The sequence below is a fragment of the Neisseria subflava genome (assembly GCF_024205705.1).
GTDB lineage: Bacteria > Pseudomonadota > Gammaproteobacteria > Burkholderiales > Neisseriaceae > Neisseria > Neisseria subflava_D.
The window spans coordinates 2,295,919-2,321,498 of sequence record NZ_CP073115.1; the positions used below are offsets into that span (position 1 = coordinate 2,295,919).

Sequence of the window (25,580 nt, forward strand, 5' to 3'; positions counted from 1 at the left end):
ATTTACTCCTGCACGACCGACAAGGATTTCCAACCGGAATCCAAATGCCAGTTTTTAGAAGTCAGGGCATTGATTTGGAACGGTTTGGGCAGCTTGGCGGTTGTCAGCAGCAGGCGGATTTCAGCCTTCGTGTCTTTAGCGGCCACATCACTCAGCGCGCCCTTGGACAAAACCTTCCAATTCGCGACCGCGCCCACTGCGCGCAAGGCAGTCTCAAGCGTATCGTACTCGGTAGAAAACGTACCGACGGTAACGCGATAGCGGTTGGTCAGTGGATGGAAGGACAATTTGTATTGAATCGTGCTGTCGTTGTTGAGCAGCTGGTCGAATTTGAATTTATAAGACGACATGGACGGCGCTGACAGCTGCCAACTCAAATTGAAATGCAGGGGGACACCCTGTTTGAGTGCTTCTTTAAGCTGGTCGGGCAGGTCGGTGCGGAAACGGCTGCTGACGGAAAGCTGTCCGGCATGGGTCAGCTTTGCCTCGGCACGGGTCGCACTGATGCCCTCGCCCGCCGCGTTCAGCGACACGGCGAGCAAGAGCGGTACAATCAGCGTTTTACTGCTTTTTAATAAGCGCGTAATAAAAGCCATCTTGATGTTTGTTCGGTAAAAGCACATGCGATTCGATCAACTCGGCATCGGCATGGCGGTTAAGGAATTTTTGCAACTGACCGTCGTTTTCTTCGACAAAGACCGAGCAGGTAGCCAGCAACATCCTGCCGTTTTTCGTCAGGGTCTGCCACAGCGCGTCTAATAATGCTTCCTGTTGGCGTGCGGTTTTGACGGCATCGGTCGGCCGGCGCAGCCATTTGACGTCGGGATTGCGCCGCGCCACGCCCGAAGCGGTACACGGCACATCGGCCAAGACAGCGTCAAAGGCCTTGCCATCATACCACGCTGTCAAGTCCTGCGCATCGGCACAAGTCAAAGAGGCCGTCTGAAAGCCTAAACGGTCAAGATTGCTCTTTACCCTGTTCAGACGGCCTTCGTCTATATCCAAGGCGGTAACATGACAATCTGCCAGTTCCAAGATATGGCCCGTCTTACCGCCCGGCGCCGCACAGGCATCGAGGATGCGTTCGCCGTCTTTCGGGTTCAACAAATAGGCAGCACGTTGCGCACCAAAATCCTGTACAGACACCAGGCCGTCTGAAAAACCGGGCAGGCGGCTTACCGGCACGGCTTCTTCCAACATCACGGCGTATTCGTCCAAAGCCCTGGCCGCAATACCTTCCGCAGCCAGTTTTTCCAAATAGCTTTCGGCATTGCCGTGTCGGCGGTTGACGCGCAAAGTCATCGGCGGATGCGATTGCAGCGCGGTGATGATGTTGTGCCAATGTTTCGGATAATGGTTTCTCAAGTAAGCCACCCACCACACCGGCAAATTGTGTTTCGCCACATCGTCTTTTTTGCAGGAAGCCGCGAGTTTGTCGCGTTCGCGCAAAAAGCGGCGCAAAATCGCATTGGCAAACGATCGGAACTGGCCGCGGCCGATTTTGGCAATGCTTTCCACCGCTTCATTGACCACGGCATGAGGCGCATTGCGCGTGTAATGCAGTTGGTACATCGCCGCCAAAAGCAGGCTTTCTAGCTGCGGATTGTCAATCGGCTTCTTCAGCATTTGACCAAGCATGTGCTTCAAACTGCCCAAATAACGTTGGCAACCGTAGGCAATATCCTGCAACGCGCCGTTTTCCTGCGCCGTCAGCTGCGGATGCGCCGCGCGGATTTCCGCCAAAACATCCTGAAGATTGCGCCCTTCGGCAACCGCGGCAACGCTGTCGGCGGCCAATTTTTGGGCGAGGGACATACTCATATTTTTGCTTTCTGATTCATATTTGATTTCAAGTGTTCGGAGGATTTCAGACGGCCTGTTCGGCAGCCAGCAATGCCCGATAATATTCGGCATCTGCTTTGGAAAAACAGCAAAAGATGATTTTTTCCACTGCTGGACATTGCGGCAGGGTTTGCTTCAAACTCTCCAAAGCTATACGCGCGGCAGCTTCGGCCGGGAAGCGGTACACACCGGTGCTGATGCACGGAAAAGCGATGCTGTGGAGATTGTGTTTCTGGGCAAGCAGCAAGGAATTGGCATAGGATTGTGCCAATTTGGCCTCTTCATTTTGTTTTCCGCCAAACCATACCGGCCCGACCGTATGAATGACAAAACGCGCAGGCAAACGATAGCCTTGGGTTATTTTGGCTTCGCCTGTGCGGCAACCGCCCAAAGTGCGGCACTCATCCAGCAGCTCTTTGCCAGCAGCGCGGTGTATTGCACCGTCCACGCCGCCACCGCCCAACAGCGATGAATTGGCGGCATTGACAATCGCATCGACTGCCAATCGGGTAATATCGCCCTCAACCACTTCAAAAACAGCCATTGTTTTCTTTCCTCTACGTTGGTTTCCAGCCTGTTACAAAACCGTTCCGACTTCAATCGTCCGGCCTGCCGCAAATGCCTGTATGCTCATGCGTTTGCTGCCGGAAGGCTGCAATTCGGTAATGTTCAGCGCATTTTCACCGCACGCCACCAGCAGGCCGTCTGAAGTACAAGACAATACTTCGCCTACCTTACCCTGTTTGGCCACCACTTCGGCACGCCAAATTTTCATCGGTTTGCCTTGATACTCGACCCACGCGGCAGGGACGGGGTTAAAAGCACGGATTTTGCGTTCGATAATGTCCGCGGACTCGTTCCAATCAATACGCGCCTCTTCTTTGCTCAATTTCTGGGCGTAGGTAACGCCTTCTTCAGGCTGTTTGACCGCGTTCAGACGGCCTTCCGCCTTCAGACGCTGCAAGTCGGCAACAATCGCTTCGGCACCCAAACCCATCAGCGCGTCATGCACTTCGTTGGCGGTATCGGTCGGTTGGATGGCGTAGCGGTGTTCGCTGACCACATCGCCGGTATCCAAGCCGATGTCCATCTGCATGATGCACACGCCGGTTTCGGCATCGCCGGCTTCAATCGCTCGTTGAATCGGTGCCGCGCCGCGCCAACGGGGCAACAACGAAGCGTGGATATTGAAGCAGCCGTGTTTGGGCGTATCCAACACATCCTGCGGCAAAATCAAGCCATACGCGGCCACCACCATCACATCCGCGCCCGTATCTTTGAGCATTTGCAGGGCTTCGGCGTTATTGCGCAACTTTTCCGGCTGCGCCACGGTCAAACCCAATTCCAAGGCAGCCTGTTTGACTGGCGATGCGGTCAACTGCATGCCGCGGCCTTTGGGGCGGTCGGGCTGGGTCAACACCAGCGGAATTTCAAAACCTGCGGCGGCGAGGGCTTTCAAGGCAGCAGCGGCAAAATCGGGCGTACCGGCAAAGATGACTTTCATGTTGTGTCCTTGTGGAAATGGTTTTAATGGGCGCGTTGGGCAAACTGTTTCAGCTGAAAAGGCCGTCTGAAAGATTGAAAACCGAAGTCTGCCTTCTGTTTTGTCTTTTCAGACGGCCTTTAAGCGATGCGCAGGTCAGATGGTGTGTTTCTGACGTTTTTTCAGTTTGGTTTTGATGCGGCCTTGTTTCAGCTGCGACAAGTGTTCGACAAACACGATGCCCATCAGGTGGTCCAATTCGTGCTGTACGCAGATTGCCAGCAGGCCGTCTGCTTCCAGCGTGAATTTCTCGCCTTTTTCGTTCAAGGCTTCGACTTTGACGCGCTCGGCACGGGTGACGGTATCGTAAATGCCCGGCACGGACAGGCAGCCTTCTTCATAAGTCGTCTCGCCGTCTTTTTCGACAATGACGGGATTGATGAACACGCGCGGCTCGCTGCGGTCTTCGGTTAAATCCATCACGACGATGCGCTCGTGTACGTCGACCTGAGTGGCCGCCAAGCCGATACCGCGTGCCTCGTACATGGTTTCAAACATATCGGCAACCAATGTCTGGATGCGCTCGTCGATTTTTTCAACAGGTTTGGCGACCGTGTGCAAACGCTCGTCAGGGTATTGGAGGATGTTCAGTAAAGCCATAATATTCTCGTTTTATAAAACTGATGTGTGATTTTCATACAGATTTGGTTTCCGCCGCCACAATCTCCTGTCATGACAGCAACATTCAATGCTAAAATAACGCCGAAAAATGTTAAGATAGCGCGACGGAGGCCGTTCGTTATCGTATTGATGAATGGGCGGCAGTTTCGCAAACTCCAGCCTTCTCTGTTTATCATCTGAAGACAAACCGAATCGATTTCAAGGGGAACGGTTATGCAACAACGTATTATAACCCTGCTTTGCATGGCAGGCATGGCTATTTCTGCCCACACTCAGGCAGCTTCTTTAAAAATCCGCCCCAATGCGCCGCAACGCTACGTCGTTAAAAACGGCGATACCTTGTGGGTTATTTCCGGTAAATATCTGTACAGCCCATGGCAATGGAACCGCCTTTGGGGCGCCAACCGCAACGCCATCCGCAATCCGCATCTGATCTATCCGGGTCAGGTGTTGGTTTTACGCTACGTCAACGGCCAGCCGCGACTGGGTTTTGAACATGCCCAAACCCGTTCAGACGGCATTCCCGTAATCAAACTGCATCCGCGCGTACGCGAAACTTCCGGCTACGGCATTCCGACCGTCAACGTCAACCTCTACCGTATGTTCATGAAACATCCGCAGATTATCGCTCCGGAAGAAACCGCCAATGCGCCACGCCTGATTGCCGGCCCCGACAACCGCGTCCTCTACACCCAAGGCAACCGCGTGTACGCATACGGCCTGACCGAGCCCGGCCGCTACCTGACCTACCGCGTCAATAAAAACATTACCGATCCGGAAACCGGCAAATTCCTCGGCCAAGAAGTCGTGTTCAGCGGCATCGCCAACACCCTGCCTTATACCGACTCCGCCTTGGAAAACCGTACCCGCGCTTCTGACGAAAAACTCAAAAGCAACGAGTATTACACCCAAGTCAACAAAGCCATGAAGCTGCGCACCCAGTCCGCGCAACCTTTGGTTATCGAAGAAGCGGTTTCCGAAATCCGCAAAGACGACTATCTGCTGAAACTGCCAGAAGGCCTCGACAGCTTCAATGTGATGCCTCACGCCCCTGCCCATCCGATTCAGGCCAAAGTCGTTTCCATCTTCGACGGCGTGGGCGAAGCCGGCCAGTTCCAAACCATTACGTTGGATAAAGGCGAACTCGACGGTTTGGACAAAGGCACGGTGGTCAGCCTCTACAAACGCGGCCGCCAAGTCCGTGTCAATCTGTCCAACAATCTGATTCGCAAGCCGAAAGATAAAGATACGGTTGAATTGGTTTCCATTCCGGCAGAAGAAATCGGTTTGGCAATGGTGTACCGCACATCCGACCATCTGGCCTCAGCCATTATTTTGGAAAGCCTGAACAGCGTTTCCATCGGCGATACCGCCTCCGAACCCGGCCGTGATTTGGACAATATGGCTGATGAAAAAACCATGGACAAGCAGGCTGATGACGAACAAGAAAGAGAAATCGAACTGGAAGTCCGCAGCTGATTGAGCTCTTTTAGCAGCCATCCGGCAAATAAAGGCCGTCTGAAAACCTGTTTTTCAGACGGCCTTTTGATTACTGCCCATTAAATAAAATTGGTAACACGTTATTTAAAGCGCAAACAACATCTCATGTCTTTAGCTATTTATCGGCTACTCCCTTTTCTATTTCTGCTCTGCCATTCCAATCAGAAATATGGAAAGCCTAACGCGCGATTTATTGCCTGTGGATTGTTCCATCCGTTCCTGCCAATCAAAAAGGCCGTCTGAAATCTTCAGACGGCCTTTTTATCCATAACTCAAATCCGATTATTTGAATTTGTAAGTGTATTGCAAGCCCAAGATGTCCGCTTTGTTTTTAAACCGGGCAGAGGATGTACCACGGCTGTCCACGTCGTTGCCGCTGGCTTTGCCGGTGCGGTAAACCGTGTCATTGATGTGGATATGGCTGTACGCCGCATCGATAACATGGTTTTTACCCAGTTGATATTTGGCACCGACGGAGAACCAAATACGGTTGCCGTCAGGCAGGCTGTTCATGCGGTCTTCAGCGCTTTTAACCGGCGATTTATCGAAAGCGATACCGGCACGCAGTTGCAATGGTTCGGTAACTTGGTAAGAGCCGCCGAATGCAACTTTATAAGTATTGCGCCAGTTAGGCGTAATGACGGTACGGTCGGATTGGCCGTTGACAACTTTTTTGGTGTTTTCAAACACCAGCTCGGCTTTGTTGAAGCGGCTGTGGCGTGTCCAAGTCACATCGCCGAACAGGTTGGTTTTGTCGGTGACGCGGTACATACCGTGAACAGACAAAGACTCAGGCGTAACGATTTTTACGCTGGCTTTTTCGTTCGGCACATAACCGCGTGCAGCCATTGCACCCAAATCCCAAGCGCGTTTTGCATATGCGCCGTCCGCTTCCCAATCGGCAGTGCCTTTCAGCGTATGCGATACTTTGGAACGGTAGTTCACACCCACGCGTGCGCGGTCGTTGATGTCCCACATCCACGCTAGTTGATAGCCGAAGCCCCAATCGTGACCTTTTACATCAGCATGACCGTCAGCCTTGCCGGTCGCATCGACAGCAACGGGACGGCCTGCTTGACGGGAAGCCAAACCGCTGGCCAATTGGCTGATGGCGCCGGAAGCGTCCCAGTCGGAGTATTTACGCAATTCGGCTTTGGAATATTGAGCAATCAAACCGGCACCGACGGCGTGCTGCTCATTCAGTTTCCACGCGACTACCGGCTCGATGGCGATGGTGGTCAAACCCAGTTTGTTGATGTTGTGGCGCAATACGGAATCTTTTTCGTATTCTGTTGCAGAACCGAAAGGAACGTACACGCCCAAACCCAAAGTTACATCGTCGCTGGCTTTGTACGCGCCATAAACGTGCGGAGCAACGGTAGTTTCAGTAATTTTGCCGCTGGTCGAGCCGCTGACATCGGCACCCGTGCGGAAGTGTTTCGCAGATTCTGCCTCATAATGAATGCTTGGGAAAACGATATTGGCGTTGACGGAAATTTGGCTGCTGTCGATTTTGCTCAAACCGGCCGGGTTGTAGAAAATGGTTGAGGCATCGGCGGCTTCGGCGGCGGCGGCGTTGGCCGTGCCTTGTGCATTAACGGATTGTGTGCCGAAGTGGTAGCCGGAGGCTTGGACGGCGGTAGATAACAGTGCTGCGCTTAAAATAAATGCTGTTTTTTTCAGATTGAAATGAATCATTTTGGTTTACCGTGAAAGTAGCGGACAAAGAAAAAGGCCGTCTGAAACGTCCTTTATTGATTTAGTATAGGCACTCAATTCTATACTACATCATTATTTTTGCCTAATCTTTTCTTTTTTTACACAAAAAAAGCAGGCTAAAACAGCCTGCTTTTCCAATCATCGGATCACTGCAATTATTTGACCTGCAACACTTCCAGCGTATTGGTCGAACCGGATTCGCGCATTTGAGAACCGCTGGTGATGATGTATTGGTCGCCGCTTTGGAGGATTTTGTGTTCTACCAGCATGGCTTCCACTTCGTTCAGCGCGGTATCGTGATCGGTACTGGTTGCCAAAATCAACGGACGCACGCCGCGGTACATCGCCATGCGGCGTTGCGCTGAAACACTCGGCGTCAGGGCAAAAATCGGCAGGGTGATGTTGTGGCGGCTGACTTCGAAGGCGGTCGAACCGCTTTCAGTCAGGGCAACGATGGCTTTGGCGTGAACTGCTCGCGCCACGCTGACCGCACCGCCGGCAATCGCCAAGTTGGTGCTGACGGCTTCGGGATACTCGACCTGTTCGGCAACGCCGTTGAGCGAATCTTGTTCTTTTTCCGCAGCCGCACAAATAATCGCCATTTGGCTGACGGTTTCAAACGGATACGCGCCGACGGCGGTTTCGGCGGAACACATCACCGCATCGGTACCGTCCAATACCGCGTTGGCCACGTCGCTGACTTCCGCGCGGGTCGGGACAGGGTTGGTAATCATGGATTCCATCATTTGGGTTGCGGTAATGCTGAAGCGGCGCAACTCACGGGCGCGGCGGATCATGCGTTTTTGCAGGGCAGGTACGGCGGCATGACCGACTTCCACTGCCAAGTCGCCGCGGGCAACCATAATACCGTCGCTGGCGAGGATGATTTCGTCCAGATTTTCAATGGCTTCTACGCGCTCGATTTTGGAAACCAAACCGGGGCGTACGGCTGTACTGCCTTTCATTTCTTCTTCGACTTTGGCGCGTGCGATGTGCAAATCTTCGGCAGATTTCACAAAGCTGATGGCGAGGTAGTCGCAACCGATGGCAATCGCCGTTTTCAGGTCACGAAAGTCTTTTTCAGTCAACGCACCGGCAGACAGGCCGCCGCCGCGTTTATTGATACCTTTGTTACTTTTCAGCACATGGCTGTTTTCTACCCTTGTAATAATCTTACTTCCTTCAACCGCTTCAACGGTCAAAGTCAACAGGCCGTCGTCCAGCCACAAAACATCGCCGGCAACAACATCATTCGGCAAATCGCGGTAGTCCAGGCCAACCACTTCGCGTGTACCTTCACCTTCAAGCGCGGCATCCAAAATTAAGGTTTCATCTTTATTCAGCTCGATGCTGCCGCCGGCAATTTTGCCGACACGGATTTTCGGGCCTTGCAAGTCGGCAAGAATGGCGATTTCCTGACCCGCACGTTTCGCGGCTTCGCGTACGATACGGGCATTTTCTTCATGAAACTCCGGCGTACCGTGGCTGAAATTGAAACGGACAACATTAAGACCGCCGACACGGATCATGTCTTCCAACAATTGTACATTGTTGCTGCCCGGACCCAGTGTGGCAACAATTTTGGTATTGTGGCTGATACGGGTTAAATCACGTTGCAATTCGCTCATGTAAACGTCCTTTCCTGTTGATTTCACGTTTGATAATGAAGAAGATTGTACTCTTAATGCAATAATGTTGGCGTAAAATTACATCATTTTCTGACTTAAACTAAATTTATTTTTGCATTAACCTACTTTCCTATCGGATACAATACACTCTCACGTCGTCATTTTTGATTTTCAGACGGCCTCCCTCATACTAATAGAATACTCAACTGATCCATGAAACGTTTTTTGACTCCGCTACCCATCGGCATCGTTTTGGCCGACCTGATCTACGGTTTCGTACTTAATGTCATGCAAGGCTTAAATTTGCAACAAACCGCCGCCAACCAGTCCGGTACAATTTCCGTTACGCCCGACATTGCCTTCAACAGCCTGCAAATCGTCGCCAACGGCGGCATGGTCTGTATCATCGGCTTCGGTTTGATTGTTTTGTTCCAACTCAACCGCGCCGTATTACGCCAACAAATCCTGCCCATCGGTATTTTCCGAACCCTCGGCCTGTTGGCTGTTTTGGCATTCAGCATTTCGTCTTTGTGGGAATGGTTGCATGCCGCTTTGTCGCTGCTTTCCGGGCACAACGTTTTAAACTTCAGCAACCCGCGTTATCTGGTTACCGCAGCCTGCATGCCCATCATCGCTTTCTTGTGCATCCTGCGCCTGTACAATTGGTATCGCCTGCATCGGACTGTTGCCCCTGACGACACCTCCACGACACTCTAATCAAGTTGCAAAAAGGCCGTCTGAAACAGGAAAACCTATTTCAGACGGCCTTGTCATTATATATCTCAACGTTGATGGCTGGTTTCTACACCGGCCTTAATCTCACCATACATTTGCGAGCTGCCTCCGCTGCCTGATGCGCAGGCCGCCAAGCTCAGTGTCAAAACAGCCGCGGTCAAAATCTTCAACATTGATTTCTCTCTTTCCACAAAAATTATTTCGGATCGCAACGGAAATGGTAAGCGCAAATTTCAAATCCGTTTTTGAAGTAGAGACGATGCGCACCTGCACGGTCATGGTTAACATGGACATTCAGATGGATTTTGGTCGCGCCGGTTTCCGCACCGATTTTGCGTACTTCTTCCAACAAGCGTGAAGCATAACCTTTTTGGCGGCATTGCGGCATGGTTACGAGATCATCAATATGGATATGGTAACCACTGGCCAAGTTATGTGCAGTATGAAAACCGCATACGGCTACGGCATTTTGTTTACCTTCTTCAAAAATGCCCAGCAGGCGGTAGCCGGTTTTGCGCTGATGCTCGTTGATTTGTTCGACGAAACGGTGAATATCGGTCAAAGAAGAACGCAAAATGCTCAATGCTGCAAAAGCGGTTGCAGTTTCTTCCGGTGGAATTTCACGCAATACGCCGACCACAGGCGCAGCAGCTTGGGGCTCAGGTTGCGCATTGGCCGCTTCGGCACGCTCGGCGGCATGTTTTTCTTCAATCGCCTGCGCCAACAAAACGCGTTCGACCGGCACTTCGCCCTGCTGTTTGCTCTCTTGCTCTTTGAGCAAGGCTTTGCAGTCAATCACGCGCAAATCATTATCCGCCGCAAAGTCCATCAAGAAACGGAACATTTGCGGATTGTCTTCTTCCAGTTTTTTATCGACTGCCACACAACGGACATTGTCCACCAAAATCGGGCGCACCCAATTCGAATAGGAAAGGCGGTTGTCTTTAGTAAAGGAAGACAAAATACCGCACAGGCGCTCCGCCCAGTCGCTTGGTCGGAAAATCTTGCCTTTGCTGGTCGTACCATGGATCACAACTTCATAAGGATTACACACTAACATAAGCAGCTTCCTAAGAGTAAATGGCTGAAGGAATATTTCGCCAGTGCCAACATCAGAAAAAGTTCCGATACATAGCAACAGATTATTGAAAAAATATCAGTAAGGTTTTGAAATACGACAATGATGAGACGGCTTGCCGATCCTGACAATCCGTTTCGAATTCTTTGATTATTATACCCGATACGCCTCTTTTTCTTCAAAAATCATTTGAAAAATAACAACAGGCCGTCTGAAAACAAGTATTTCGGTTTCAGACGGCCTGCATATTTTGAATATCAATACAACAATTTCTTGCGGGGCTTTTGCTCGCCATTGGATTTAATTTCTGACAAATTGAAATTCAATATGCTCAAATCCAAAACGCTTTCTGAAGTGCATTGATCGCCAAAGGCATTTTCATAAGTGGCTTTCAGTTTCAATACTCCGCCGAATGTTTGGTCCGGCAATTCGGCAGCCAGCGCCAACATGCTTGCAAACACGCCGCCATATAATTCTCCCGATGCCAGCATATCCACGCCGCCAGAAAACATCTCCAAGCGCATCACTGCATCGGCAACCAGCTTGCTCGGCAAGTGATCCGGCAAAGCCGCTGCCTCGAACCGCACATTCTTCGCCAAGCCCTTACCGCTATTGCGGACAACCAAAACCAATAAATCCGTTTGCCCGTCAGAACGCTGCAACGTCGCATGCAAAACAGGATGAATGCTCTCTTTTTGAATCAGCTGCTCACGGTGCAACATCTTGCTTTTTGCTTTGGATCGCGCAGAGACGACAGCCCAAATCAACCAAACAAATGCAACAGTAGAAATGGCAGTGACCAAAAGGGGGAGGTTGGTCAAATAGGCTTGCTGATTAAACCAAACTTGTGCTGCCAAAAATCCGGCAAAGAAAATCAAAACGTATAAGATTGGGGCAAACCGGCTTTGTATGGATGAGTGCATAAGTTTTCCTACATTTCGTGTCGTGTTATAAAAAATAATGCCTTTTGAGCAAATGATGTCATCAACTCAGAAGGCATTATTTTAACGTAATTTTAACGCAATTTGCTTAATATCTTGCTTTTTATGAAACTAATGTATCAAGCAGACAACTCAAACCGTATAGCCGTGTTTTCAGACGGCCTGAGATTTTTATCAGGCTTCGGCAACCGAATCACGCGAGAAGGTTTTTTCGCAATAATGACATTTCAAACGCGTCTGACCATTATGTGAACGGACATAAAAGCGGCTGATGACCGGCTCGCCATGACTGGCACAATTGGTATTCGGGCAGCGGAATACTTCCGAAATTTCGTCTGGCAATGACAAATGCTGTTTGTCGATCACTTTAAACTGATCGATTTTGTTTACTACTGCTTCAGGGGCAAATAAAGCCAAACGGTTAGCCGCATTGGCATCCAACCATACGCCGCTGACTTTGATAATGTCTTTGCTTCCCTGCGTTTTGCTGGGCAAATTAAAGCCGACCGTAACCGCACTACCATAATGCAGTAACTTAAACTGCCTTAAAATGGCCAAGCCTTTACCGGCAGGAATATGGTCAATTACCGTACCTTGTTCAATTGCTTCAACGCTGAGTTTTGAGTTTTCCATCTTTCGCTCCTTAAACTTCTTCGTTCAATACCAAAGACAAAATCGCCATCCGTGCATACACGCCGTTGGTTGCCTGTTCAAAATAATAGGCATGAGGTGTTTTATCCACATCCGGATGAATTTCATCTACCCTCGGTAAAGGATGCAAGACGCGCAAATTGGGTTTGGCATTTGCCAACATTGACGCATCAAGATTGAATTTACCCTGGATTTTGGCAAATTCCTGCTCATCAAAACGTTCGCGCTGAACACGGGTCATGTACAAAATATCCGCCCATTCGACCGCTTCTTCCAAACTGGACAAAACTTGGTAAGGGCAACCGGCCTCCTCCAGCTCTTCAGTGATATAGTCCGGCATCGCCAAGCTGGGAGGGGATACAAATGCAAACTCACAACCCCAACGCTTCAATGCCTGACATAATGAATGTACCGTACGGCCATATTTCAAATCACCGGCCATCGCAATTTTCAAATTGCTCAAACTACCTTGTGTTTCATAAATCGTTACCAAATCCAAAAGCGTCTGGCTCGGATGTTGGTTGGTACCATCGCCGGCATTAATCACAGGTACCCTCGAAAATTCAGCCGCCACACGGGCCGCACCGTCTTTCGGGTGTCGCTGAATAATCGCATCCGTATAGCTGGAAATAATCCTCGCAGTATCCGCAAGCGTTTCACCCTTTTTCGCGCTGGTATTCGCACCATCGGAAAAACCGATAACTTTCCCACCCAAACGCTGTACCGCCGTTTCAAAAGACAAACGCGTACGGGTGGACGGCTCAAAAAAGCACGAACCAATCAATTTGCCTTCAAGCAAATCTTCACGAGGCTGCTTTTTCAACTTCAAGGCCGTCTGAAGCAGCAATTCGAGCTGCTCCGTCATCAAATCTGAAATTGAAATAATATGTTGCCGATAAAGCGGATTAGGCATGACCATTCCTTCCCATAAAAAAGCCCGCAACAGGCGGGCGTTTCAAGCAAACCGATTCCATCGTTGCCCGACATCATCCCCGTCGGACAATCACAACCATGTTTCTACCACACCCATGAAATCTTCCGCATTATCGCATATTTAACAGACAGCTGCTTCTTTCAAGTTTTCAGATGGCCTGATACCTTTGCAAAAAATCCCTCATCCCCAACAGCCAAAACTCAAACACAGGGATTTGACAGTTTCCTTTTATCTTTCCAATACTCGCATCTTGTAGGAGCAAACAAGCGCAAGTAAGCTGTTAACCACTTCAACAATTCAAACATATCGCTTTCGAATAGCGTTGCACACCCATGTTGCCTAAAGCAAATTAGGTTCACAGCCTGAGACCTTTGCAAAATTCCCCAAAATCCCCTAAATTCCCACTAAGACATTTAGGGGATTTTCCATGAGTACCTTCTTCCAACAAACCGCACAAGCCATGATTGCCAAACACATCGACCGCTTCCCACTATTGAAGTTGGATCAGGTGATTGATTGGCAGCCGATCGAACAATACCTGAATCGTCAAAGAACCCGTTACCTTCGAGACCACCGCGGCCGTCCCGCCTACCCCCTGTTGTCCATGTTCAAAGCCGTCCTGCTCGGACAATGGCACAGTCTCTCCGATCCCGAACTCGAACACCGCCTCATCACCCGTATCGACTTCAACCTGTTTTGCCGCTTCGACGAGTTGAGCATCCCCGATTACAGCACCTTATGCCGCTACCGCAACTGGCTGGCGCAAGACGACACCCTGTCCGAACTGCTGGAACTGATTAACTGCCAACTGACTGGAAAAGGCCTAAAAGTAGAGAAAGCATCCGCCGCCGTCATTGACGCCACCATTATCCAGACCGCCAGCAGCAAACAGCGCCAGGCCATAGAAGTCGATGAGGAAGGGCAAGTCAGCGGCCAAACCGCACCAAGTAAAGACAGCGATGCCCGTTGGATAAAGAAAAACGGCCTCTACAGACTCGGTTACAAACAACATACCCGTACCGATGCGGAAGGCTATATCGAGAAACTGCATATTACCCCCGCCAACGCCCATGAGTGCAAACAGTTGTCGCCTTTATTGGAAGGTCTGCCCGAAGGTACGACCGTCTATGCCGACAAAGGCTATGACAGTGAAGAAAACCGGCAACATCTGGAAGAGCATCGGCTGCTGGACGGCATTATGCGCAAAGCACACCGTAACCATCCGCTGACGGAAGCGCAAACCAAACGCAACCGGTATTTGTCGAAGACCCGTTATGTGGTCGAACAAAGCTTCGGTACGCTGCACCGTAAATTCCGCTATGCCCGGGCAGCCTATTTCGGGCTGGTTAAAGTAAGTGCACAAAGCCATCTGAAGGCGATGTGTTTGAACCTTTTGAAAGCCGCCAACAGGCTAAGTGCGCCTGTTGCCGCCTAAAAGGCGGCCGGATGCCTGATTAATCAGGTATCCAAGGAGGATTAAGAGGGTATTTGAGTAGAATCAGTGGATATTTGAAACAAAAACAGCCGAAAACCTGTGTTTGGATTTCGGCTGTCGGAAAGAAAGGAATTTTGCAAAGGTCTCAGCCTGATTTACAGTGAAACGTAACAAAGCTTTGTTCAACTGCATAACGGGTTTTTCAACAAATATTCGGCTGTGTTTGATTTGCGTTTTCGTCAATGAGTTGTTGCAAAGGGCTTTTCAATAATGCAGGTCTATAGCTGATGTTTTTCTAGGTGCTATCTATTTTTCTGCCGTAGCCTTTGATCGAGCCTTCTGCCATACCTTATCTCGTGGACATTGACGGAGTGATGTGCAATTCCTCAATATAGCCTGAGACCTTTGCAAATCCCCTAAATTTCCACCAAGACATTTAGGGAATTTTCCATGAGCACCTTCTTCCAGCAAACCGCCCAAGCCATGATTGCCAAACACATCGACCGTTTCCCACTATTGAAGTTGGATCAGGTGATTGATTGGCAACCGATCGAACAATACCTGAATCGTCAAAAAACCCGTTACCTTCGAGACCACCGCGGCCGTCCCGCCTATCCCCTGTTGTCCATATTCAAAGCCGTCCTGCTCGGCCAATGGCACAGCCTCTCCGATCCCGAACTCGAACACAGCCTCATCACCCGCATCGATTTCAACCTGTTTTGCCGTTTTGACGAACTGAGCATCCCCGATTACAGCACCTTATGCCGCTACCGCAACTGGCTGGCGCAAGACGACACCCTGTCCGAATTGCTGGAACTGATTAACCGCCAACTGACCGAAAAAAACCTAAAAATAGAGAAAGCATCCGCCGCCGTCATTGACGCCACCATTATTCAGACCGCCGGCAGCAAACAGCGTCAGGCCATAGAAGTCGATGAAGAAGGACAAGTCAGCGGACAAACCACACCGAGTAAAGACAGCGATGCCCGCTGGACAAAGAAAAACGGTTTATACAGACTCGGTTACAAACAACACACCCGTACCGATGAGGAAGGCTATATCGAGAAACTGCACATCACCCCCGCCAATGCCCATGAGTGCAAACACCTGTCGCCTTTGTTGGAAGGTCTGCCCAAAGGTACGACCGTCTATGCCGATAAAGGCTATGACAGTGAGGAAAACCGGCAACATCTGGAAGAGCATCGGCTGCAGGACGGCATTATGCGCAAAGCCCACCGTAACCATCCGCTGTCGGAAACGCAAACCAAACGTAACCGATATTTATCGAAGACCCGTTATGTGGTCGAACAAAGCTTTGGTACGCTGCACCGTAAATTCCGCTATGCGCGGGCAGCCTATTTTGGTTTGATTAAAGTGAATGCACAAAGCCATCTGAAGGCGATGTGTCTGAACCTTTTGAAAGCCGCCAACAGGCTAAGTGCGCCTCAAAATAGATACAGATATATGTTTGCCGTATCAACCAGCTTTTACCCTACAGACAGTGCTATCTTTGCTTGGTGTAATTTGTCTGCAGCCTTTATCTTTTATTGTCTTTACCCATGACTGCTCGGGCCGTCTGAATAATGTTGCATCAATAACTTAAACTACCGCTTTCTCTACTTTTAAACTTTTCCGCTCAGTTTACAGTTAATTCCTAATAGTTCTGACCAGGGCATTACCTTCCGCCGGCTGGTTGCAGTGTCAGCATAAGGTACTGGATTTGAAATATTCAGTTCGCCAAAATAATAAAACGAGTTAAGACAATAATGCTGTACTCAAGGTTGAGATCAGCCTACCCAAAGACGTGCCTGTGCACGTCCTTTTTACTTTCTTATCTCCTTTCCACTCTATTGTCACCCCATAAAAGGCTTACACTCCGCATCATTGCCCCTAAATATCTCCTCACCGTCCGTACAACTGCCCTTCCCCTTCATCTTCCCGCACACCACCGCCGTCAGCGACTCATTCAAGCGCAGCACCCTCGGCTCCGCCTCCCTGTCCAGCGCCACCGCCTTCAAGGTAAACTTACCCTCCAGGATACCCTTAGCCTGGCCGCTCATCCTGATACAGAAACCGCCCGCCTCCTTCACCGGCAATTCCGGCCACTTCGTCGACGTCAGCTTAAAGCTGCCCTTTTTCGTATAGAACTGCTCCATAAAGCGCGCATTTTCCAGCAGTGCGGCATGAGCCGCACGCAGGTTGGCCGAGCGGACCGATTCCCGATAGACCGTAAAGGCCGCCGTCGCCAAGATCGAAACCAGCAGCATCACCACCAGCAGCTGTATCAAGGAGTAGCCCCTCTGCACAGTTGCCCTATCCCGTTTTCTGTCAAATGCTTTTAAGTACATATCTTTCTTCCCTTTATCTTCTATATCCCTATCCAACAAGAGGCGCCCTATCCGTTTATCCCTTCACCCCATGTAAAGTCTCCACTGGTTCAAGTTTTATTCCCCCCCAAACAAAGCCGCCCCGTGGCCCAACCGGCAAACGGTTCGGCCGCAGGGCGGCATTACGGTACGATCGTCCGTCAGGTTATTTTTTCACGGCAGGCTGGGCAGCCTTAGGCGCGGCAGAAGAAACCGTCGCCTCCGCCTTCAACTTGTTCAGCACCGCATCACCAATGCCCTTCACGTTTTTCAGCTCCTCCACCGATTTGAACGCACCGTTCTTCTGGCGGTATTCTACAATCGATTTCGCCTTAGCCGGGCCGATACCCGGCAAGGCCTCCAGTTCGGCAGAAGATGCGGTATTGATGTTCACGGCGGCCAAAGAGAATGCTGCACAAACAGCGGCAAATGCACCAAATAAAAATTTCTTCATCAGATTTTTTCCCATAACGTGTTTGATTGAATCAGTCAGGAAGTCTACCGAATGGTTTTATTCCACTCTGTAAACACTGTCACATACGCAGATAGGGCAACAGCCCATACCACATAAATGCTTACGACATATTAACTCAAATATCGTTTGATTTCAAATATTCTAAACAGTTAACCGTAACTTTCGGTACTTTTGTGCAAGAATAACAACAGGGTAAATATTTCCGATCCCAATACCAAGATGCACGAATACTCCATAAACACCGGCACATTACTACCCCAATGTTTGATCCCAACACCTGTTACCCCAATTCTGCCACCAAACCGACAGAAACAACAGGCATGTAAAAAGCCCCCGACATCAGTCGGGGGCTTCGGAATGGTTGTTTGGCGGTGACCTACTTTCACATGGAAGAACCACACTATCATCGGCGCTGAGTCGTTTCACGGTCCTGTTCGGGATGGGAAGGCGTGGGACCAACTCGCTATGGCCGCCAAACTTAAACTGTTACAAATCGGTAAAGCCTTAATCGGTATAAATGGTGATGACTGAATCAGTCAGTAAGCTTTTATCTTTGAAGTTCTTCAAATGATAGAGTCAAGCCTCACGAGCAATTAGTATGGGTTAGCTTCACGCGTTACCGCGCTTCCACACCCCACCTATCAACGTCCTGGTCTCAAACGACTCTTTAGTGTGGTTAAACCACAAGGGAAGTCTCATCTTCAGGCGAGTTTCGCGCTTAGATGCTTTCAGCGCTTATCTCTTCCGAACTTAGCTACCCGGCTATGCAACTGGCGTTACAACCGGTACACCAGAGGTTCGTCCACTCCGGTCCTCTCGTACTAGGAGCAGCCCCCGTCAAACTTCCAACGCCCACTGCAGATAGGGACCAAACTGTCTCACGACGTTTTAAACCCAGCTCACGTACCACTTTAAATGGCGAACAGCCATACCCTTGGGACCGACTACAGCCCCAGGATGTGATGAGCCGACATCGAGGTGCCAAACTCCGCCGTCGATATGAACTCTTGGGCGGAATCAGCCTGTTATCCCCGGAGTACCTTTTATCCGTTGAGCGATGGCCCTTCCATACAGAACCACCGGATCACTATGTCCTGCTTTCGCACCTGCTCGACTTGTCGGTCTCGCAGTTAAGCTACCTTTTGCCATTGCACTATCAGTCCGATTTCCGACCGGACCTAGGTAACCTTCGAACTCCTCCGTTACTCTTTGGGAGGAGACCGCCCCAGTCAAACTGCCTACCATGCACGGTCCCCGACCCGGATTACGGGTCTGAGTTAGAACCTCAAAGACACCAGGGTGGTATTTCAAGGACGGCTCCACAGAGACTGGCGTCTCTGCTTCAAAGCCTCCCACCTATCCTACACAAGTGACTTCAAAGTCCAATGCAAAGCTACAGTAAAGGTTCACGGGGTCTTTCCGTCTAGCAGCGGGTAGATTGCATCTTCACAACCACTTCAACTTCGCTGAGTCTCAGGAGGAGACAGTGTGGCCATCGTTACGCCATTCGTGCGGGTCGGAACTTACCCGACAAGGAATTTCGCTACCTTAGGACCGTTATAGTTACGGCCGCCGTTTACTGGGGCTTCGATCCGATGCTTGCACATCTTCAATTAACCTTCCAGCACCGGGCAGGCGTCACACCCTATACGTCCACTTTCGTGTTAGCAGAGTGCTGTGTTTTTAATAAACAGTCGCAGCCACCTATTCTCTGCGACCCTCCAGGGCTTACGGAGCAAGTCCTTAACCTTAGAGGGCATACCTTCTCCCGAAGTTACGGTATCAATTTGCCGAGTTCCTTCTCCTGAGTTCTCTCAAGCGCCTTAGAATTCTCATCCTGCCCACCTGTGTCGGTTTGCGGTACGGTTCAATTCAAACTGAAGCTTAGTGGCTTTTCCTGGAAGCGTGGTATCGGTTACTTCATGTCCGTAGACACTCGTCATCACTTCTCGGTGTTAAGAAGACCCGGATTTGCCTAAGTCTTCCACCTACCGGCTTAAACAAGCTATTCCAACAGCTTGCTAACCTAACCTTCTCCGTCCCCACATCGCATTTGAATCAAGTACAGGAATATTAACCTGTTTCCCATCGACTACGCATTTCTGCCTCGCCTTAGGGGCCGACTCACCCTACGCCGATGAACGTTGCGTAGGAAACCTTGGGCTTTCGGCGAGCGGGCTTTTCACCCGCTTTATCGCTACTCATGTCAACATTCGCACTTCTGATACCTCCAGCACACTTTACAATGCACCTTCATTGGCCTACAGAACGCTCCCCTACCATGCCAGTAAACTGGCATCCGCAGCTTCGGTTATAGATTTGAGCCCCGTTACATCTTCCGCGCAGGACGACTCGACCAGTGAGCTATTACGCTTTCTTTAAATGATGGCTGCTTCTAAGCCAACATCCTGGCTGTCTGGGCCTTCCCACTTCGTTTACCACTTAATCTATCATTTGGGACCTTAGCTGGCGGTCTGGGTTGTTTCCCTCTTGACAACGGACGTTAGCACCCGCTGTCTGTCTCCCGAGGAACCACTTGATGGTATTCTTAGTTTGCCATGGGTTGGTAAGTTGCAATAACCCCCTAGCCATAACAGTGCTTTACCCCCATCAGTGTCTTGCTCGAGGCACTACCTAAATAGTTTTCGGGGAGAACCAGCTATCTCCGAGTTTGTTTAGCCTTTCACCCCTATCCACAGCTCATCCCCGCATTTTGCAACATGCGTGGGTTCGGTCCTCCAGTACCTGTTACGGCACCTTCAACCTGGCCATGGATAGATCACTCGGTTTCGGGTCTACACCCAGCAACTGTTCGCCCTATTAAGACTCGGTTTCCCTACGCCTCCCCTATTCGGTTAAGCTCGCTACTGAATGTAAGTCGTTGACCCATTATACAAAAGGTACGCAGTCACACCACAAGGGTGCTCCCACTGTTTGTATGCATCAGGTTTCAGGTTCTATTTCACTCCCCTCCCGGGGTTCTTTTCGCCTTTCCCTCACGGTACTGGTTCACTATCGGTCGATGATGAGTATTTAGCCTTGGAGGATGGTCCCCCCATATTCAGACAGGATTTCACGTGTCCCGCCCTACTTTTCGTACGCTTAGTACCACTATTGAGATTTCGAATACGGGACTATCACCCACTATGGTCAAGCTTCCCAGCTTGTTCTTCTATCTCGACAGTTATCACGTACAGGCTCCTCCGCGTTCGCTCGCCACTACTTGCGGAATCTCGGTTGATTTCTTTTCCTCCGGGTACTTAGATGGTTCAGTTCTCCGGGTTCGCTTCGCTTATCCTATGTATTCAGATAAGGATACCTCCTAAGAGGTGGGTTTCCCCATTCGGACATCGCGGGATCATAGCTTTATTGCCAGCTCCCCCACGCTTTTCGCAGGCTTACACGTCCTTCGTCGCCTATCATCGCCAAGGCATCCACCTGATGCACTTATTCACTTGACTCTATCATTTCAAGAACCTCTTTGACTTCGTCTGCCTACCCGTTGACTAGGGAAGCAAACTTGAAATTCCTACTTTGATAAAGCTTACTGCTTTGTTGTGTCTTAATCCTGCCTTTTGTGTTTCAGGATTAAGTCGATACAATCATCACCCAAATACTGTGTTTGTTTTCTTTTCTCTTGCGAGAGATTTTTTATCCTTTGCAAAGAACAAAAAATCAAAACAAACTCATTGTCTTTGTTTGTTGATTTCGGCTTTCCAATTTGTTAAAGATCGATGCGTCGATATTTCACTTCGCAAATCAAAATAAGCTGCTAAGTATAGCAGGCTTCCTTTGATTTGTAAAGTTCTTGGTGGAGGCAAACGGGATCGAACCGATGACCCCCTGCTTGCAAAGCAGGTGCTCTACCAACTGAGCTATGCCCCCGTTCTTGGTGGGTCTGGGAGGACTTGAACCTCCGACCCCACGCTTATCAAGCGTGTGCTCTAACCAGCTGAGCTACAAACCCGGATTCTCTTCTTAAGCGAATCTTGTCTTCACTCAAGCTTTTCTCTTCCGCATCTTTTACAGTTTACCGATAAGTGTGAATGCATCAGACCTCTTCTTTCTCTAGAAAGGAGGTGATCCAGCCGCAGGTTCCCTACGGCTACCTTGTTACGACTTCACCCCAGTCATGAAGCATACCGTGGTAAGCGGGCTCCTTGCGGTTACCCTACCTACTTCTGGTATCCCCCACTCCCATGGTGTGACGGGCGGTGTGTACAAGACCCGGGAACGTATTCACCGCAGTATGCTGACCTGCGATTACTAGCGATTCCGACTTCATGCACTCGAGTTGCAGAGTGCAATCCGGACTACGATCGGTTTTGTGAGATTGGCTCCACCTCGCGGTTTGGCTACCCTCTGTACCGACCATTGTATGACGTGTGAAGCCCTGGTCATAAGGGCCATGAGGACTTGACGTCATCCCCACCTTCCTCCGGCTTGTCACCGGCAGTCTCATTAGAGTGCCCAACTAAATGATGGCAACTAATGACAAGGGTTGCGCTCGTTGCGGGACTTAACCCAACATCTCACGACACGAGCTGACGACAGCCATGCAGCACCTGTGTTACGGTTCCCGAAGGCACTCCTCCGTCTCTGGAGGATTCCGTACATGTCAAGACCAGGTAAGGTTCTTCGCGTTGCATCGAATTAATCCACATCATCCACCGCTTGTGCGGGTCCCCGTCAATTCCTTTGAGTTTTAATCTTGCGACCGTACTCCCCAGGCGGTCAATTTCACGCGTTAGCTACGCTACTAAGCAATCAAGTTGCCCAACAGCTAATTGACATCGTTTAGGGCGTGGACTACCAGGGTATCTAATCCTGTTTGCTACCCACGCTTTCGAGCATGAACGTCAGTGTTATCCCAGGAGGCTGCCTTCGCCATCGGTATTCCTCCACATCTCTACGCATTTCACTGCTACACGTGGAATTCTACCTCCCTCTGACACACTCTAGTCACCCAGTTCAGAACGCAGTTCCCAGGTTGAGCCCGGGGATTTCACATCCTGCTTAAGTAACCGTCTGCGCTCGCTTTACGCCCAGTAATTCCGATTAACGCTCGCACCCTACGTATTACCGCGGCTGCTGGCACGTAGTTAGCCGGTGCTTATTCTTCAGGTACCGTCATCAGCTGTCGGTATTAGCAACAGCCTTTTCTTCCCTGACAAAAGTCCTTTACAACCCGAAGGCCTTCTTCAGACACGCGGCATGGCTGGATCAGGCTTGCGCCCATTGTCCAAAATTCCCCACTGCTGCCTCCCGTAGGAGTCTGGGCCGTGTCTCAGTCCCAGTGTGGCGGATCATCCTCTCAGACCCGCTACTGATCGTCGCCTTGGTAGGCCTTTACCCCACCAACTAGCTAATCAGATATCGGCCGCTCGAATAACGCAAGGCCCGAAGGTCCCCTGCTTTCCTCCTCAGAGAATATGCGGTATTAGCTAATCTTTCGATTAGTTATCCCCCATTACTCGGTACGTTCCGATATATTACTCACCCGTTCGCCACTCGCCACCCAAGAAGCAAGCTTCTCTGTGCTGCCGTCCGACTTGCATGTGTAAAGCATGCCGCCAGCGTTCAATCTGAGCCAGGATCAAACTCTTATGTTCAATCTCTAACTTATAACTTCTGGTCTGCTTCAAAGAAACCGACAGGACAATGTCTAAAACATCATCTTGTCTGTCTTTCAAACAGTGTGAGGCCTAATGCACTCACACTTATCGGTAATCTGTTTTTTAAAGAGCGAATCGAATTATACAGTACATTTAGCAAATGTCAACTAAAATTATCGAAAATTTTAACTAACTGTGTTATACTGTCTGCTTCGTTTTCTTCACCGCGTCAGCAGCGAAGAACCGAACTATACGCCTCACAATAAAACCAGTCAACACCTTTCGCAAAATTATTTTCAGAAATTTAACCACCGCCCTGTTTTAACAGGGTTTTTATTTTATAAAAAAACTCCAACAACCTTTCTACACAATCCATACATACAAAAAAACACAAAAAAAGGCCGTCTGAAATGCTCTTTCAGACGGCCTTTTGAGGTTTCTATATCTATATTTTAGTCGGCAAACTGTTTTTTCATTCGTTCGCGTCGCTCTTGCGCTTCTACGGACAATGTCGCGGTCGGACGTGCCAACAGGCGTTTGAGGCCGATAGGTTCGCCGGTATCGGCACAGAAACCGTAATCACCTTCGTCAATACTGCGGAGAGTCGCTTGCACTTTATTGAGAAGTTTACGCTCGCGATCGCGGGTGCGCAGTTCTAAAGCATACTCTTCTTCTTGAGTAGCTCGGTCGGCAGGATCGGGGGCGGATTCGTGCTCTTGAAGATGGCCGGTAGTGGTGTTTGCATTTTCAATCAGCTCTTCTTGCATTTTAACCAGTAGTTCGCGGAAGAAGGCCAATTGGTCGCTGTTCATGTAGTCCTCTTCAGGACCATCCCAGTTTAAAATATCTTGTTCTGTCAGCTTTGCCATGGTGTCTGCTTTCGGTTTGTTGTTAATGATTTGGATGCTACGGGTTTGCTTTTATTGGGTTTTCTTGAATTTCCGTTTTGGAAATTGGGCGAATCATATCATGTTTTACCTATTCATTTGTTCTTTATATTTCGATTTGCACTTTTTTGCACTACCTTACACCTAAATGTATTAAAGCGCTTTTTAGGACGTTGTATTTTTGGTCGTTAATACCTGCTGCGCTTTCAGACGGCCTATTGAAGCAACCATAGGTTGGTTTGCTGGATCAGTTGGGGAAACCATCGGGCCAGCCACAACCATAATAAGAGTGCCAACAAACTGCCTGAAAAATCGTATCGTCCTGCGCGTAAGAAGGAAAACGGTTTAAGCAATGGCTGCAGGATTCGTTCGATGGCATAAGTCAACGGCGAATAGCGACCTTGTATGCTGGACACCATTCTAATAATCAGACCGATAAGTAATGTATAGGCCGCGGCTTTCAGCATATGGAGTGCGGCAAACCAGAAGTTTGCCAAAATCAGCTTATTGCTGATGGACAGCGCCGGCGAGATGAAAATAATGGCGGTACAGGCAAGGTAGTACACTAGAAAACCTGAAGGCAGGCAGTACCAATCGGTTTTCGCGCCGGATGGAAATGCTTTTTGCCAAGGTTTGGTCAGCCAGCCTGTTGCCTGTATGCTGAATTTGAGCAGGGGATGTTCTGCTGCCAATCCTGCGTATCGGAGCAAAAAGCGCGTGATATACAGGATGGCAATAGCGTCTGCCAATAATAAGAGCAAGTCGCCGCGCATGTTCAGACGGCCTTATATTGTTGCGCCATTTCTTGCGAACGTTTGACGCAGGCTTCTACGCCCTGTTCGATGGCTTCGGCAACGTGACGTGCTTTGAAGGTTTCGATGGCTTCGTGTGTCGTGCCGCCTTTGGAAGTCACGTTTTGCTGTAATTGTGCGAATGCTTCACCGGTTTGTTCGGCCAAAGCCACTGCGCCTTTAAATGTAGCGAGGCTCAGTTCGCGTGCGTCTTGTTCGTTGAAACCTTGTGCCAAAGCCGCATTTTGGAGCGCGCCCAACAGATAGAAAACATAGGCAGGGCCGCTGCCGCTGATGCCGGTAATATTGTGGAGTTGCTCTTCCTCGTTTAACCAAACGGTTGTGCCGACAGAGCGCATGATACCGTCGGCGGCTGTGCGGTCGACTTCTGAAACGCCTGCATCAGCAAACATACCGGATACGCCCAAACCGATTTTGGCCGGCGTATTGGGCATGATGCGCACGATACGGCGTGTGCCGCCCAGATAATGGCTGAGGGTATCGATGGACAAACCTGCCGCTACGGACAACACCAGCGCGCCATTTAAACGGATGTTTTGACAGGCTGCCTGCATGTCTTGCGGTTTGACGGCGAGAATGAGGACATCGTCCGCACTCAATTCGGGCAGGTTTTCAGAAGTGGCTACGCCCAATTCTTGCACCAATTGCTCCCGTCTTTCGGCGCCGCGTTCGACAATGTGGACACGATAGCCGTCTTGTTTGACCAAACCGCCTGCAATGGCAGTCGCCATATTGCCGCCGCCGAGAAAATAGATATTCATATATATGTCACTCCTTTGTGATATCGATCAGGCCGTC

20 protein-coding genes, 2 tRNA genes, 3 rRNA genes and 1 pseudogene are annotated in these 25,580 nt (G+C 49.9%); 4 read left to right on the forward strand and 22 right to left on the reverse strand.

Annotated features, from left to right (window positions below):
• Positions 1-2: 2 nt before the first annotated feature.
• The 5 genes from KCG54_RS11135 to def form a co-directional block, all read right to left on the reverse strand.
• Positions 3-596, reverse strand: coding sequence for a DUF4390 domain-containing protein (locus KCG54_RS11135; protein WP_004520180.1), 594 nt, complete (start codon positions 594-596; stop codon positions 3-5).
• Complete coding sequence (gene rsmB / locus KCG54_RS11140; RefSeq protein ID WP_254324193.1) at positions 562-1,821, reverse strand: 16S rRNA (cytosine(967)-C(5))-methyltransferase RsmB; 1,260 nt, start codon at positions 1,819-1,821, stop codon at positions 562-564. Before rsmB ends, KCG54_RS11135 begins: the two co-directional genes overlap by 35 nt.
• Before the next feature lie 46 nt (positions 1,822-1,867).
• Positions 1,868-2,386, reverse strand: coding sequence for an O-acetyl-ADP-ribose deacetylase (locus KCG54_RS11145; protein WP_254324194.1), 519 nt, complete (start codon positions 2,384-2,386; stop codon positions 1,868-1,870).
• Positions 2,387-2,419: 33 nt separating this feature from the next.
• Entirely contained in the window at positions 2,420-3,346 is a 927-nt protein-coding gene (gene fmt / locus KCG54_RS11150) for a methionyl-tRNA formyltransferase (RefSeq protein WP_254324195.1), read from the reverse strand.
• 135 nt (positions 3,347-3,481) lie between these two features.
• A complete protein-coding gene (gene def, locus KCG54_RS11155) occupies positions 3,482-3,985 on the reverse strand; it encodes a peptide deformylase (protein WP_003678675.1) in 504 nt (167 codons plus the stop codon).
• A 234-nt stretch (positions 3,986-4,219) separates the two neighbouring features.
• Between def and KCG54_RS11160 the strand changes: the two genes are divergently transcribed.
• Positions 4,220-5,485, forward strand: coding sequence for a LysM peptidoglycan-binding domain-containing protein (locus KCG54_RS11160; protein WP_254324196.1), 1,266 nt, complete (start codon positions 4,220-4,222; stop codon positions 5,483-5,485).
• A gap of 303 nt (positions 5,486-5,788) precedes the next feature.
• On the opposite strand, the gene KCG54_RS11165 is transcribed toward KCG54_RS11160, so the two are convergent.
• Positions 5,789-7,204 (reverse strand): OmpP1/FadL family transporter, encoded by a 1,416-nt coding sequence (locus KCG54_RS11165; protein WP_254324197.1) that lies wholly within the window; start codon positions 7,202-7,204, stop codon positions 5,789-5,791.
• A gap of 176 nt (positions 7,205-7,380) precedes the next feature.
• Positions 7,381-8,853, reverse strand: a complete 1,473-nt coding sequence (gene pyk, locus KCG54_RS11170; protein ID WP_254324198.1) for a pyruvate kinase — start codon at positions 8,851-8,853, stop codon at positions 7,381-7,383.
• A gap of 213 nt (positions 8,854-9,066) precedes the next feature.
• Between pyk and KCG54_RS11175 the strand changes: the two genes are divergently transcribed.
• Entirely contained in the window at positions 9,067-9,570 is a 504-nt protein-coding gene (locus KCG54_RS11175) for a hypothetical protein (protein ID WP_254324199.1), read from the forward strand.
• Between the two features lie 65 nt (positions 9,571-9,635).
• Here KCG54_RS11175 and KCG54_RS11990 read toward each other — a convergent pair whose 3' ends face one another.
• The 5 genes from KCG54_RS11990 to pyrB all read right to left on the reverse strand — a co-directional run bounded on the left by KCG54_RS11990 (position 9,636) and on the right by pyrB (position 13,171).
• Complete coding sequence (locus tag KCG54_RS11990) at positions 9,636-9,761, reverse strand: hypothetical protein (protein ID WP_003684698.1); 126 nt, start codon at positions 9,759-9,761, stop codon at positions 9,636-9,638.
• A 23-nt stretch (positions 9,762-9,784) separates the two neighbouring features.
• Positions 9,785-10,648: a GNAT family N-acetyltransferase gene (locus tag KCG54_RS11180; RefSeq protein ID WP_049336349.1), complete on the reverse strand. Its 864-nt coding sequence runs from the start codon at positions 10,646-10,648 to the stop codon at positions 9,785-9,787.
• A gap of 275 nt (positions 10,649-10,923) precedes the next feature.
• Positions 10,924-11,589, reverse strand: coding sequence for a hypothetical protein (locus KCG54_RS11185; protein ID WP_254324200.1), 666 nt, complete (start codon positions 11,587-11,589; stop codon positions 10,924-10,926).
• Positions 11,590-11,781: 192 nt separating this feature from the next.
• Positions 11,782-12,240: an aspartate carbamoyltransferase regulatory subunit gene (gene pyrI / locus KCG54_RS11190; RefSeq protein ID WP_003684689.1), complete on the reverse strand. Its 459-nt coding sequence runs from the start codon at positions 12,238-12,240 to the stop codon at positions 11,782-11,784.
• A 10-nt stretch (positions 12,241-12,250) separates the two neighbouring features.
• Positions 12,251-13,171 carry an aspartate carbamoyltransferase gene (pyrB, locus tag KCG54_RS11195; protein WP_254324201.1) on the reverse strand — a complete coding sequence of 307 codons (921 nt, stop codon included), beginning with the start codon at positions 13,169-13,171 and terminating at the stop codon, positions 12,251-12,253.
• A 448-nt stretch (positions 13,172-13,619) separates the two neighbouring features.
• Between pyrB and KCG54_RS11200 the strand changes: the two genes are divergently transcribed.
• Both KCG54_RS11200 and KCG54_RS11205 read left to right on the forward strand, forming a co-directional pair.
• Positions 13,620-14,627 carry an IS5 family transposase gene (locus KCG54_RS11200; protein WP_254324202.1) on the forward strand — a complete coding sequence of 336 codons (1,008 nt, stop codon included), beginning with the start codon at positions 13,620-13,622 and terminating at the stop codon, positions 14,625-14,627.
• A gap of 450 nt (positions 14,628-15,077) precedes the next feature.
• Positions 15,078-16,073: pseudogene (locus tag KCG54_RS11205) on the forward strand (IS5 family transposase); the annotation flags it as partial.
• Between the two features lie 407 nt (positions 16,074-16,480).
• On the opposite strand, the gene KCG54_RS11210 reads toward KCG54_RS11205, so the two are convergent.
• From KCG54_RS11210 to proC, 10 genes are all read right to left on the reverse strand, one after another.
• Positions 16,481-16,975, reverse strand: a complete 495-nt coding sequence (locus KCG54_RS11210; protein WP_254324105.1) for a type IV pilin protein — start codon at positions 16,973-16,975, stop codon at positions 16,481-16,483.
• Positions 16,976-17,159: 184 nt separating this feature from the next.
• On the reverse strand, positions 17,160-17,447 hold the full coding sequence (locus KCG54_RS11215) for a ComEA family DNA-binding protein (protein WP_036472233.1): 288 nt from the start codon (positions 17,445-17,447) through the stop codon (positions 17,160-17,162).
• Between the two features lie 384 nt (positions 17,448-17,831).
• Positions 17,832-17,945: ribosomal RNA gene (gene rrf, locus KCG54_RS11220) — 5S ribosomal RNA — on the reverse strand.
• A 95-nt stretch (positions 17,946-18,040) separates the two neighbouring features.
• Positions 18,041-20,929: ribosomal RNA gene (locus KCG54_RS11225) — 23S ribosomal RNA — on the reverse strand.
• A 348-nt stretch (positions 20,930-21,277) separates the two neighbouring features.
• Positions 21,278-21,353 (reverse strand) — tRNA-Ala (locus KCG54_RS11230).
• 5 nt (positions 21,354-21,358) lie between these two features.
• Positions 21,359-21,435: transfer RNA gene (locus KCG54_RS11235), tRNA-Ile, on the reverse strand.
• 105 nt (positions 21,436-21,540) lie between these two features.
• A 16S ribosomal RNA gene (locus tag KCG54_RS11240) occupies positions 21,541-23,080 on the reverse strand.
• The 16S, 23S and 5S rRNA genes sit together here with 2 tRNA genes alongside, the layout of an rRNA operon.
• 455 nt (positions 23,081-23,535) lie before the next feature.
• Entirely contained in the window at positions 23,536-23,952 is a 417-nt protein-coding gene (gene dksA / locus KCG54_RS11245) for an RNA polymerase-binding protein DksA (protein ID WP_004519243.1), read from the reverse strand.
• Between the two features lie 233 nt (positions 23,953-24,185).
• Positions 24,186-24,743, reverse strand: coding sequence for a YggT family protein (locus KCG54_RS11250; RefSeq protein WP_254324203.1), 558 nt, complete (start codon positions 24,741-24,743; stop codon positions 24,186-24,188).
• A gap of 2 nt (positions 24,744-24,745) precedes the next feature.
• Positions 24,746-25,543 carry a pyrroline-5-carboxylate reductase gene (gene proC / locus KCG54_RS11255; RefSeq protein WP_254324204.1) on the reverse strand — a complete coding sequence of 266 codons (798 nt, stop codon included), beginning with the start codon at positions 25,541-25,543 and terminating at the stop codon, positions 24,746-24,748.
• Between the last annotated feature and the right edge of the window lie 37 nt (positions 25,544-25,580).

Coding starts and splice junctions, on each gene's coding strand:
- KCG54_RS11180 (WP_049336349.1), bottom strand. CDS start 10,648: ATGTTAGTGTGTAATCCTTATGAAGTTGTGATCCATGGTACGACCAGC.
- KCG54_RS11145 (WP_254324194.1), bottom strand. CDS start 2,386: ATGGCTGTTTTTGAAGTGGTTGAGGGCGATATTACCCGATTGGCAGTC.
- KCG54_RS11175 (WP_254324199.1), top strand. CDS start 9,067: ATGAAACGTTTTTTGACTCCGCTACCCATCGGCATCGTTTTGGCCGAC.
- KCG54_RS11990 (WP_003684698.1), bottom strand. CDS start 9,761: ATGTTGAAGATTTTGACCGCGGCTGTTTTGACACTGAGCTTGGCGGCC.
- KCG54_RS11250 (WP_254324203.1), bottom strand. CDS start 24,743: ATGCGCGGCGACTTGCTCTTATTATTGGCAGACGCTATTGCCATCCTG.
- KCG54_RS11200 (WP_254324202.1), top strand. CDS start 13,620: ATGAGTACCTTCTTCCAACAAACCGCACAAGCCATGATTGCCAAACAC.
- KCG54_RS11165 (WP_254324197.1), bottom strand. CDS start 7,204: ATGATTCATTTCAATCTGAAAAAAACAGCATTTATTTTAAGCGCAGCA.
- KCG54_RS11210 (WP_254324105.1), bottom strand. CDS start 16,975: ATGTACTTAAAAGCATTTGACAGAAAACGGGATAGGGCAACTGTGCAG.
- dksA (WP_004519243.1), bottom strand. CDS start 23,952: ATGGCAAAGCTGACAGAACAAGATATTTTAAACTGGGATGGTCCTGAA.
- pyrI (WP_003684689.1), bottom strand. CDS start 12,240: ATGGAAAACTCAAAACTCAGCGTTGAAGCAATTGAACAAGGTACGGTA.
- pyrB (WP_254324201.1), bottom strand. CDS start 13,171: ATGCCTAATCCGCTTTATCGGCAACATATTATTTCAATTTCAGATTTG.
- KCG54_RS11135 (WP_004520180.1), bottom strand. CDS start 596: ATGGCTTTTATTACGCGCTTATTAAAAAGCAGTAAAACGCTGATTGTA.
- fmt (WP_254324195.1), bottom strand. CDS start 3,346: ATGAAAGTCATCTTTGCCGGTACGCCCGATTTTGCCGCTGCTGCCTTG.
- pyk (WP_254324198.1), bottom strand. CDS start 8,853: ATGAGCGAATTGCAACGTGATTTAACCCGTATCAGCCACAATACCAAA.
- def (WP_003678675.1), bottom strand. CDS start 3,985: ATGGCTTTACTGAACATCCTCCAATACCCTGACGAGCGTTTGCACACG.
- KCG54_RS11215 (WP_036472233.1), bottom strand. CDS start 17,447: ATGAAGAAATTTTTATTTGGTGCATTTGCCGCTGTTTGTGCAGCATTC.
- proC (WP_254324204.1), bottom strand. CDS start 25,543: ATGAATATCTATTTTCTCGGCGGCGGCAATATGGCGACTGCCATTGCA.
- rsmB (WP_254324193.1), bottom strand. CDS start 1,821: ATGAGTATGTCCCTCGCCCAAAAATTGGCCGCCGACAGCGTTGCCGCG.
- KCG54_RS11160 (WP_254324196.1), top strand. CDS start 4,220: ATGCAACAACGTATTATAACCCTGCTTTGCATGGCAGGCATGGCTATT.
- KCG54_RS11185 (WP_254324200.1), bottom strand. CDS start 11,589: ATGCACTCATCCATACAAAGCCGGTTTGCCCCAATCTTATACGTTTTG.